Annotated in this window: 7 protein-coding genes; 6 read left to right on the top strand and 1 reads right to left on the bottom strand. The window is 57.7% G+C overall.

All coding sequences use genetic code 11. The features are described from left to right. Window positions 1–11: 11 nt before the first annotated feature. Window positions 12–956: a hypothetical protein gene (locus ACMTNU_RS19310; protein ID WP_413936923.1), complete on the top strand. Its 945-nt coding sequence runs from the start codon at window positions 12–14 to the stop codon at window positions 954–956. Continuing rightward, window positions 953–1,639 (top strand): SprT-like domain-containing protein, encoded by a 687-nt coding sequence (locus ACMTNU_RS19305; protein WP_413936922.1) that lies wholly within the window; start codon window positions 953–955, stop codon window positions 1,637–1,639. Before ACMTNU_RS19310 ends, ACMTNU_RS19305 begins: the two co-directional genes overlap by 4 nt. A 30-nt stretch (window positions 1,640–1,669) precedes the next feature. Here the strand turns inward: ACMTNU_RS19305 and ACMTNU_RS19300 are convergent, their stop codons facing one another. Then, a complete protein-coding gene (locus tag ACMTNU_RS19300) occupies window positions 1,670–4,861 on the bottom strand; it encodes a response regulator (protein WP_413936921.1) in 3,192 nt (1,063 codons plus the stop codon). A 213-nt stretch (window positions 4,862–5,074) separates the two neighbouring features. Between ACMTNU_RS19300 and rfaE2 the strand changes: the two genes are divergently transcribed. The 4 genes from rfaE2 (at window position 5,075) to ACMTNU_RS19280 (ending at window position 10,995) form a co-directional block, all read left to right on the top strand. Next, window positions 5,075–5,557 carry a D-glycero-beta-D-manno-heptose 1-phosphate adenylyltransferase gene (rfaE2, locus tag ACMTNU_RS19295; RefSeq protein ID WP_413936920.1) on the top strand — a complete coding sequence of 161 codons (483 nt, stop codon included), beginning with the start codon at window positions 5,075–5,077 and terminating at the stop codon, window positions 5,555–5,557. Between the two features lie 3 nt (window positions 5,558–5,560). Continuing rightward, a complete protein-coding gene (gene mfd / locus ACMTNU_RS19290) occupies window positions 5,561–9,031 on the top strand; it encodes a transcription-repair coupling factor (protein ID WP_413936919.1) in 3,471 nt (1,156 codons plus the stop codon). A 25-nt stretch (window positions 9,032–9,056) separates the two neighbouring features. Then, window positions 9,057–9,953, top strand: a complete 897-nt coding sequence (locus ACMTNU_RS19285) for a peptidylprolyl isomerase (protein WP_413936918.1) — start codon at window positions 9,057–9,059, stop codon at window positions 9,951–9,953. An 85-nt stretch (window positions 9,954–10,038) separates the two neighbouring features. Next, window positions 10,039–10,995, top strand: a complete 957-nt coding sequence (locus ACMTNU_RS19280; protein ID WP_413936917.1) for a peptidyl-prolyl cis-trans isomerase — start codon at window positions 10,039–10,041, stop codon at window positions 10,993–10,995. Window positions 10,996–11,100: the final 105 nt, after the last annotated feature.

Below are 11,100 nucleotides of genomic sequence, written 5' to 3'. Positions count from 1 at the left end.
GCCGTCCTGCCTTGATTGCTCCGATCAATGTATCGGATCTCAAGACCTATCCATTGAAGAAACGGTATAGCAAGGTTCGGGTCGCCGACTTTGCGACGCCGTGGAAACGTGGGGGTTCATTCAAGGCCTTCTGCGATGGCTTGCCTGATATCCTTGCGGTCAAGTCATTGCGGGCCGTCGCCCGAGCCATCGCAAAAGCCCATCGGAAGCGCCGTCCGGTCATCATCGGAATCGGTGCGCATGTCATTAAGGTGGGGCTCGCCCCGATCATCACGGATTTGATGGAACGGGGGATCGTGACGGCAGTCGCCATGAATGGAGCGGGGATTATCCATGACTTCGAATTGGCCCTCATGGGGCATACCTCTGAGGAAGTGGATGCTGAGATCGATGAAGGTCGGTTCGGGATGGCGGAGGAAACCGGACGAATCCTCAATGACGCCATCATCCTCGGCGCAGCGGCAGGCCAAGGATTGGGGGAAGCCATTGGGACCTACATGCATCACGCGGCGCCGCAGTTTCCGAATCGCAGGACCAGCATTCTCGCCACCGGTGTTCGACTTGGTATACCGGTCACCGTCCATGTTGCAGTCGGAACCGATATTATCCACATGCACCCCTCGGCTGATGGGGCCGCCATCGGAGCGACTTCGCTGCTCGACTTCAGACGTTTGACTGCCGTGGTTGCCAAGATGGAAGGCGGTGTGTACGTCAACATCGGATCCGCCGTGATTCTTCCGGAAGTCTTTCTCAAAACGCTGTCGCTGGGGCGCAACCTCGGTCACCCGATCTCGAACATTACCACCGCCAACATGGATTTCTTGGTCCATTATCGCCCTCAGACGAACGTCGTGCGGCGGCCTACACAAAAAGGCGGCCAGGGCTATTCCCTGACCGGTCACCATGAAATCATGCTACCGCTGCTTGCCGCGGCCGTGCTGGAGGAGCTGGGATGAAGCCGATCTCACATAGCTCGACAGCCCTTTCGCCTGAGATGCTCGAGGCTCGTTGGCAACAGTTGAACGCACGGTACTTTGGGGGGGCTCTCCCACCGATTCCAATTCGCTGGAGTGCACGACTGACCTCCTCCGTTGGCATGTTCACCTGCCGTGGCGGGCCACGAACCTCGTACCCCAATCTCCCAAGTACCGGTCGACGAGAGATTCGTCTCTCGCGTCCGCTCTTTGAACAACTGGCCGCGCGAATGTCCTATGTGGAGCAGGAACTGATCAACACCCTTGCGCATGAAATGATTCACCAATGGCAGTTCGATGTCCTGAAACGGCGCCCTGATCATGGCCTGGCATTTCTGAGAAAAATGAGACAGATCAATTCTTCGGGAGAGGTGGCTGTGACGACGTACCACTCACTGGAGAAGGAAGTCATCGCCTTGTCGAGATTTGCCTGGCAATGCATGAAGTGTGGACGTCTCTATCGGCGACAACGGAAAACGATCCAGCCTCAACGACATCACTGCGGAGCCTGCCGAGGAACCTTGCAAGAGCTCACAACAGAACCAGCGCAACACAAAGACGGCCACAGCTCGTCCTTCGACCAGGCTCCAGATCCAGTCTCTCCACCGAAGCCACCTCGGAAGTCCTCCAGAGCCCTAGAGCAATTGACGCTCGAACTGGCGTAACACAAGCGAGCCATACAGAAGCCGACTAGGTTAGGCAGCTTCTTGGTTCCCCCCTGACCGATTTCCCGCACGTGCGTGCTGCATGCGCTGGAGAACGGCCGCCAAGGCCTCGACTGAAATCGGTTTGGAAAGATAGTCATCCATCCCCGCGGCCAGGCATTGCTCACGATCTCCCTGCATGGCGTTCGCGGTCAAGGCCACGATCGGCACGGGATGGGGAGTCTCAGGTTTCAAGTTTCGAGGTTCAGGTTGGAGACCGGAAAGCTCCGGTTCTACCCTTGAAACCTGAAACATGGAACCTGAAACTGTTTTGGATTTCTCACGTTCCCGAATCACCCGTGTCGCTTCAAAGCCATCCATCTCCGGCATTTGACAGTCCATGAAAATGACATCGTAACGGATCCGGGACAGCGCCTCGACCACTTCCCGCCCGTTGGCCACCACGTCAATGCGATACCCCAATCGCTGGAAGAGGCGGACCGCCACTTTCTGATTGACGACGTTGTCCTCAGCCAGCAGTATGCGAAGGTCCACATTGGCCTTCGTCTCGGCAAGGGTATGACGAGTAATGAGGGGAACCGAGTGATTCACCACAGCCGCACCGGCGGTCGCAGAGTACTGCGTCATGACGGCCACGAGACAATCGTGTAACTGCCGCTCACGAATTGGTTTCGTCAGGTACGCGGAGATTCCTGCGGCTTTGGCGGTTTTTGCGTCTCCCCGTCGACCGAATGAAGTCAGCAGCACCAGCTGAATCTCGGCCCCTCCCGATCGCGCCCGTATGGTGCGCGCCAATTCGACTCCATCCGTCGGCCCCATATCCACGTCCAACAGCACAAGGTCAAATGCCGGTTGCCGTTGTGTCTGACTCAGGGCCATGAGCGCTTCGGGTCCACTTGTGACGAGCGTCGGCTGCATCCCCCATTTCTTCGTCATCAGCTCCAGGATCTTTCGGTTGATGGCCTTGCTGTCCACAATAAGGATGTGGAGTCCGGCCAACAAGACGGAATTCCTCTCGACCACCTGGGAACCGCTGACCTGCTTGTGCAACTTCACGGTAAACCAGAAGCAGCTCCCGACCCCCACTTGACTCGTGACTCCGATCGCGCCTCCCATCAATTCGATCAGCCGTTTGCAGATCGCAAGGCCGAGGCCGGTTCCGCCGTACTTCCTCGTCGTAGATCCATCGGCCTGGCTGAACGACTGGAACAGTCTGTCACGAGTCTCTTCGGAAATGCCGATCCCCGTATCCGTGACCGCCACACGAATCGTGGCCTCCTCCGTCGATTCCGCTTCAACGGTCACCTCCACCACCACGTCTCCCTGGTCGGTAAACTTTATGGCGTTCGCAGCCAAGTTCATGACGATCTGGCGGAGGCGCCCTGGGTCACCCAGCAAGTGTCTCGGCACATCGGCATGGAACAGACAGGCCAGATTCAGTCCTTTTGATGACGCTCGCTCTGCCACGAGATCCAGCGATTCATCGATGGCGAGACGAAGGTCGAACGCAATCGTCTCCAAATCCAGTTTCCCTGCCTCGATCTTTGAGAAGTCGAGGACATCGTTGATGATCGTCAACAGATGGTCGCCGCAGGTCCGAACGGTTTCAGCATATTCACGTTGCTCCTCCGTGAGGTGGGTATCCAACAGAAGTCCGGTCATCCCGATCACCCCGTTCATCGGCGTCCGGATTTCGTGACTCATGCTGGCCAGAAACAATGACTTTGCCTCGGTTGCGGCCTTGGCTTCCCGCAACGCTCCATCCAATTGGTGATTGATCTCTTCCAATTGCTGCGCATAGTTTTTCAACGCCTGCTCCGCTTCTTTTCGTCCGGTAATATCCCGAATGAACGCGCTGAAAATGGTGATGCCCTCGATCGTCAATGGGGTCATGGCGATTTCCATGGGAAACTCCCGACCGTCTCGCCGAAGCCCGATCATTTCCACCAGTCGCTGAGCGGTGGGCACATCCTGAGGCTGGAGCAGTCGCTGAACATACTCGCGATAGCCACGGCGGTGGGACAGTGGACAAATCGTGTCGGCTGCGTCTCCTCCGATGGCCTCGAGCGCGGACCACCCAAAGGTTTGTTCCGCCTGGGCATTCCACTCCGTAATACGGCCGCTGTCATCCATGGTCATCACCGCATCGAGGGCCGTGTCAATGATCAAGCTGGTACGGGCCTCGTTCTGATGCAACGCCGCTTCCACTTCGGCCCGTTCGACGAAGAGGCCGATCTGACTTCCGGTCGTGCCCAATGCGCGTAACAGATCCCGGTCTTCCGCCTGAGCCTCTCGGCTGAGGAATTCCATGACACCATAGACGTTGGCTCTGAGCCAAATCGGAAAGGCACAGGCTCCACGCAGCACCCCGGGGGCCCCGAGAGACTCACGCGTAAAGAGCGGCGCTCCTGCGATATCCTCAATCCACAACGGCTCGCCACGCGCCCAGCAACACCCCGGCAGGTCGGAGTCAGGACCGTGGTCCTGTTGCCGGCTGTTGCGTAAAAACTCCTGGATCATCGTCGAATCAACGGACCACCCATGCGCGCACGTGAGGGATCGCCGATCGTCCTGCACCCTCCAGAATAACCCGACCTGCCAATCCAGACTCACGACGATCGCCTGCAAGAGATCCGGGATGGCTTGCTCAACGGTGGAGGATGCCGCCAGCACCTTCGCCACCGCATGTTGGAGCGCTTGACGCCGATCGGCACGCTTTTGCTCTGTCACATCTTGGAGCACACTGAGGATCGATCCGACTGACCCATTCTCAGCCGGAAGAGGAACGGTGGTCATCTCGACCCACCGAATCTGACGGGACAATCCAACCAGTCTGCACCGTCCACGGGTCTCACGTCCCTCCCGGGCAGCCTTGTACAGGTCGTCGAGCTGCTGATGATCACCCGTATGGACAAAGTGTCGAAGATCTCGACCGATGATTTCTTCTGAAAACCCGGCGTCGAAGAGAAAACAGCCGGCTGGGTTAATCTGGAGCACCCGATGATCGAGTCCCGACACCAGAATCCCCTGCGGCTCAGCCTCCAGGATACTCCTCAGTCTTTGTTCATTTTCTTGGAGTCGAACCTGCTCGCGTTCTGCCTGAAGCCGACGAGTCCGGTCCCGTCGCAACGCCTGTGCAAGAAAGACTATCAGGGGGACGACCAGCAGGAGATTGACCAGACCGATAGTCCAGAACAGGCTTATGTCACCACCATCACTCATCGGCTAGACTCCGGACACACCCATCCCTACGGTCAGGCTGACGCCAGCCTCTACACTCCGTTATGTGCCGTATCGGTTCGTTCTGTGAGAACTTGAGCCAATAACCACCGTTAGATCGATCTCTCCACGATCCGAGAGTCCCCAGCTCGACACCACCCTCGCACGGTAGGAATCGCTCTTTCACTGGCACCGGCAGCCAGGTATGATGGGGCCATGAACTCGAAGGTCCTGCCGCGAGAGCAACTCCTCCACGTTCTGGCCATGGATCGGACGAATGGGAAGCGCATTGTGTTCACCAACGGGTGTTTCGATCTGATGCATATCGGGCATACTCGATACCTCCAAGCAGCAAGGGCTCTGGGCGATGTCCTCGTGGTCGGGGTGAACAGTGACGCATCTGTTCGGCGTTTAGAAAAAGCGCCTGACCGGCCCATCGTTCCAGAGGTGCAGCGGGCCGAAGTGCTGGCGGCTTTGGCCTGTGTCGATTATGTCGGGATCTTCGACGAGCCCGATCCCCTCGAACTCATTACGGCCGTCCAGCCGGACATTCTGGTGAAAGGCGGAGACTGGCCTATCGACCAAATCGTCGGCCGCAAGGTGGTCGAAGCCCGTGGCGGCATCGTCAGGACGATCCCGCTGGTTCCCGGTCAATCGACTACAGCACTCCTTCACCGTATTCGCTCAACCGCGACGTAATTCGTGTCTGACACCACTTCTCACATGCCCTCCTGGCTTGTCCCTCTTCGATCGGCCCTCGATCAGAAGCAGGCACGTGTATGCCTACTTGGGGCACATGGCCCGACTTCGGCTTGCGCCGTTACCCTGCTAGACCGTCTTCGCCGTCATTCCCACGACTGCGCCACCCCATGGGTCGTGCTCACCGCAAGTGACGAGTCTGCTGAACGAATCTTCAACGACTTGCACTTCTTCCATACACTCATGGGGCAATCCGTCGAAGGCCTCGCGTGGTTCCCGGAATGGGAGACCCTCCCCTATGAAGCGACGGCACCGCATGTCGCGTTGATTGCACACCGGATGACGACGCTGCATCGCCTGCTGGTCAAGCCACCCACGATCCTCGTGACCTCCGTTGCCGCAGCCATGCATCGCGTGATCCCGCGCTCACTTTTTGAGGAAGCGGTGATTCGTTTCAAGACAGGCGCAACCTTCGAACGGGAGTCCTTGATCACGAGCCTCCTTCGCATCGGATACCGGCGGGTTTCCGTGGTGGAAATTCCTGGAGAGTTCAGTATTCGTGGGGGAATCGTCGATATCTTCTCGACCGCCTACTCGAACCCGGTCCGTGTGGAGTTTCTCGGGGACCAAGTCGAATCGATGCGGCTGTTCGACCCCGCAACTCAAACGTCGATTGAGAAGTTGAACGAGGGGTGGGTCCTACCCGCACGAGAATTTATCCGGCCTTTACAGGACCAGGATGCGACGGCGCCGGTTCCTCCCGATGCAGAATGGCTAAGCCCCGACCTCTATGAGACCATGGACACGTTGTTCGACTATCTTGGCTCGGATCCTTCCCTCGCTCTCGATCAACCGGAGAGTCTGAAGAAGGCCTGTGAGGCTGCCTGGAGCAAAATCGATGACGGATACCTCCGTCACGTCGATCGTGACATTGCCAACCCCTATCCCTCCCCTGAACGTCTCTTTCTCACGTGGGACGGCATCCAACAACGGATAGCCACCTGCCCGATGATGGCGCTGGAACCGCTGGCAGTCCCGGACTCATCCTGGGAGCCGACCTTTTCATTTTCCACCCAGCTTCCTGGCAGCATCGGTCTCGGGATCAGAGGCACCGCCTTCAGCCAAACCCTGAGCCTGCTTGAAGGCCTTCGCAATGAGCATCGGGTGGTTCTGGTTGCCCGAAGCCGGGGACAAGTCGATCGCTTGCTCGCCCTCCTCCGAGAACATGATTTACCGGCAGAATCCTGGAATCCCTCGACCTGGTCAAGCCAGCGGGCCGGCAAATCGCCGTTTTATGTGCTGCACGGCGATCTCTCTGTAGGGTTTCTATCCGGAGAGCTCCGGCTCGCCCTCCTGACCGAAGAGGAACTCTTCGCAAAAGGCGCGCGCCATAAGCCTCAACCCAAGAGTCGGACCGCCACGTTCCTGTCCTCGCTGGAAGACCTGAGCGTCGGAGATTACGTCGTGCATGTGCAACACGGCATCGCGAAGTATCGGGGTCTGAAACGCCTTTCGGTCCAAGACTTCGAGAGTGACTACTTGATCCTGGAGTTTGCAGGTGGCGATACCCTGTATGTTCCGCTCGACCGGTTGAACCAAGTGCAACGATACAGCGGCGCCGAGAGTCATGTACCTCGACTCGATCGATTGGGCGGGACTAGCTGGGCGAAAACGACCGCCCGGGTCAAGAAGGACATCGAAGAAATGGCCCAAGAGTTAATCGACCTCTATGCCAACCGGGAGCTGGTGAAACGGAATGCCTATGGCGTGACCACAACCCTCTACCACGAATTCGAGGCCTCGTTTGAATACGAGGAGACCGCGGACCAGCTCAAAGCCATCGCCGACATCAGCCGAGACCTGGAATCAACCAGACCCATGGACCGGCTGGTGTGCGGTGACGTGGGGTATGGAAAGACCGAAGTCGCCATGCGCGCCGCCTTCAAGGCCGTGGAGCACGATCGTCAGGTGGCGGTCCTGGTTCCGACGACACTGTTGGCTCACCAGCATTATGAAAACTTTGCCGAACGCTTCGCCCCCTTTCCCATGCGCGTCGCGCTGCTCTCGCGATTCCAATCGTCGAGAGACACGAAAGCCATTCTCAAGGATGTCGCGGCCGGAACCGTCGATGTCGTCATCGGCACTCACCGGCTGCTGCAGAAGGACGTGACGTTTCGCCATCTCGGCCTCGTCATCATCGACGAAGAACAGTGGTTCGGCGTCAAGCACAAGGAGCGGCTCAAGCAGCTTCGGACACAAGTCGATGTCTTGACGTTGACCGCCACCCCCATTCCCCGCACCCTTCAAATGGCGATGTCGAGTGTGCGAGATCTCTCGATTATTGACACCCCTCCGGCTGGTCGGTTGGCCATCAAAACGGAGGTGGTTCGGTTCAGCGATAAAGCCGTACGGGACGCCGTCCTGCGCGAACTTGGACGAGGCGGGCAGGTCTATTTTGTCCACAACCGTGTCGAAACCATGGAGCGGATCGGAGCCTGGCTGCATCAGCTGATTCCTGAAGCCAGAATGGTCATGGCACACGGCCAGATGGACGCCAAACCGTTGGAAGCCGTGATGCTGAAATTCGTCAAGCGAGAGGCCGACATTCTGATCGCCTCGGCCATCATTCAGTCCGGACTCGACGTCCCGACCGCGAATACGATCATCGTGAACCGCGCCGATCTCTTTGGACTTGCCCAGCTGTACCAGTTGCGTGGACGGGTCGGGCGAGGAGGCGACCAGGCCTACGCCTATTTCCTCATTCCCGATGAAGGCACACTGACCGGCGATGCTCAAAAACGATTGATCGCCATTCAGCAGTTTACCGAGCTTGGATCAGGCTTCCGTATCGCTGCGGCTGACATGGAGATCCGAGGCGCCGGGAATCTGCTGGGAAAGCAGCAGTCCGGTCATATTGCCGCCATCGGACTGGATCTCTATATGCAAATGGTCGAACAGGCTGTTCAACGGTTGAAAGGGCATGTCATCGAGGAAGAACCGGACCCGACGCTGCAACTGCCCGTTTCGGCCTTCATCCCCGAGCCGTACGTCACGGATCCCCACCACCGGCTCTCCCTGTATAAACGGCTGACGGCCTGCACCCAAGTCGGTGAGCTCGCTCTCCTGCACGGGGAAATCCAGGACCGGTATGGTCCCGCTCCGGAGCCGGTCGAACGGTTACTCGAAGTGATGCAACTCCGGACGCATGCGAAACGCCTCCGGTTGGCTTCGCTCGACGTACACGGCCCGTCGGTCACGATCGTGTTCCAACCGAAGGCGACGATCCCTGAACCGGCCGTTCATCGATTGATGGACCAGCTGAAGAAGCGGCTGAAGTTTCTCAGTCCCGTCTCGTTTGAAATCTCCATGCGCCAGAGCGACTGGCCTTCGCTGTTTTCGGAACTCAATGCAATCTTGCAAAGCCTCGACCTCTGTGATACCAAGACGATCAGAACGGATGCGACAGTCTCTTGATCGAGACCCTCATGTGCCCCCACTTATGAGACACTTCCGGTTCCTGACATTCTGTCGGTCCTATCTCATGCCCGGACTGCTTGCCGGCGTGGTGGCCGGTTTTGGGCCGATGATCTCTGGTTGCGGCGAGCGGCAGGAGGAACCGATCGTCGCGTTGGTCAATGGCCGGACGATTACCCAAACCGAATTCGACCTTCGATGGGGAGAGCTCTCACCCGCCACACGTTCCCGTTATGAGAAGGACGGCGGCAAGCGGAAATTCCTGGAGGAACTGATCACCCGAGAGCTCCTGATGCAGGAGGGGCGCCGCCGAGGCTTAGATCATAACGAGATCATCCGGGACAAGACACAACGATATAAGGAACAGCTCATCCTCGACGAACTTCTCAAGGACAAGCTTCAATCCAAGGTCGAACTGACGCAAGTCGAACTTGACGCCTACTACGAGAAGCACGCCGCCGAACTGCTGGACCCGTTGAAAGCCAGTATTTCTGTCATGCTTTTGCCCAACGTGTATGCCGCAAAGGACCTGGAAACGCAGGTGAATCGGGGCGGAAACTTTGCCAAGTTCGCCCAGCGATACTCGATGGACGAGAAGACGAAGTCTAAAGGCGGCGATCTGGGCCCCTACAGAAAAGGCATGCTGCTTCCCGAACTGGATACGGTCATTCATACCCTCAAGCCCGGGATGGTCAGCGGTCCCGTCAAGACCGAGCATGGATACTATCTTGTCATGCTGTCTCCTCTGGATGAAGCCATTATCCAAACCGACTTGGCGACAAAAGAACGACTTCGGCAGGAGCTCCTGGCCGACAAGCGGCGCAAACGATTCGACGAGGTGATTGCCGATATTCGAACCAATGCGGCGGTTCGGTTTGCTGAAGCCGCTCGCTATATTAACGAGGACACCGGCAAGCGTTAGTTCCTGCTGATTTCCACGAACCCACCGCTTCGTGTACAATCATCGAACGAGTGACGAAGGCTTTCCACTCCAGGGCGTAGGTACCATGACCACCGCTTCTCACAGAGTCTGTTGGGAAACCCGGCTCCTATCGGCATTGACCCTCTTCGTATTCGCGAGCTGGTCCCCGCACCCGGCTTCAGCTCATCTACAGGATCGCATCGTCGCCATCGTCAATTCCGAGCTGATCATGCTGTCCGATGTCCAGCGTGAGTTCGGCGCGGAGCAAGAGCGTCTCTCCCGTACGCACCGAGGAACTGACCTCGCCCAACGACTGAAGACCGCGGAATACATGGCCTTGACGAAGCTGATTGAACGGAAATTGCAGCTCCAGGAAGCCAAAGCCAAGAAAGTGGAGGTGTCAGATATCGAGGTTAAACAAGCCATCGAGCAAATGAAGCGACAAGGCACGTCCCTCAATCCTACGAACCCCGGCGACCTCCAGGCCGTACGCGATCAACTCGTGCTCATGCGAGTGGCCGATCAGCATATTCGCGGCAATATCATGGTGGGCGACTCCGAGCTGAAGCGGTACTACCAAGAACATCACGACCGGTTTGCGTTGGCCGAGGAGTACGAATTGAGTCAAATTCTGATTCGGCCACGCTCCTCAGACGGGCTGGCCGATGCGCTGACCAAAGCGCGCCGCGCCATGAATGACCTGAAGCGAGGTGACAAGTTTGAAGATGTCGCCAGGGAATACTCCGACGGCGATAATGCCTTGCAAGGCGGACGGCTCGGCGTAGTTCGGCAGGGTGAACTCATCCCCATCATCGATCAGGCCATCGCTCGGTTGGTGCCTGGTGGGATCTCCGACATCATCGAGAGCCCTGAGGGAGTCCAGATCCTCCGGATGGACGATCGAAGACCCAAACGGTTTCGGAAGTATGAAGAAGTCCGGCGAGAACTCCAAGATCTGGTCTATCAGCAGAAAAGTGAAGACATGTTTCAAGCCTGGCTCGTCCAGCTCAAGAATAAGTCGTACATCGAGATCAAATTTTAGCTTGGGGCCACACGACCCTGCCACCCCCGCTCCAGCAATAGACCACGATCACTAGTGTCCTGTCTCTGAAGTTCGCTGACAAAATCGGGCGACGCTGGCCAGAAT

The organism is Nitrospira sp. BLG_1, assembly GCF_047338595.1.
GTDB lineage: Bacteria > Nitrospirota > Nitrospiria > Nitrospirales > Nitrospiraceae > Nitrospira_D.
Note: the sequence above shows the minus strand (reverse complement) of the source record. Positions and strands in the feature narration are given on the sequence as shown.

Coding starts and splice junctions, on each gene's coding strand:
- ACMTNU_RS19280 (WP_413936917.1), top strand. CDS start 10,039: ATGACCACCGCTTCTCACAGAGTCTGTTGGGAAACCCGGCTCCTATCG.
- rfaE2 (WP_413936920.1), top strand. CDS start 5,075: ATGAACTCGAAGGTCCTGCCGCGAGAGCAACTCCTCCACGTTCTGGCC.
- ACMTNU_RS19305 (WP_413936922.1), top strand. CDS start 953: ATGAAGCCGATCTCACATAGCTCGACAGCCCTTTCGCCTGAGATGCTC.
- ACMTNU_RS19285 (WP_413936918.1), top strand. CDS start 9,057: ATGAGACACTTCCGGTTCCTGACATTCTGTCGGTCCTATCTCATGCCC.
- ACMTNU_RS19300 (WP_413936921.1), bottom strand. CDS start 4,861: ATGAGTGATGGTGGTGACATAAGCCTGTTCTGGACTATCGGTCTGGTC.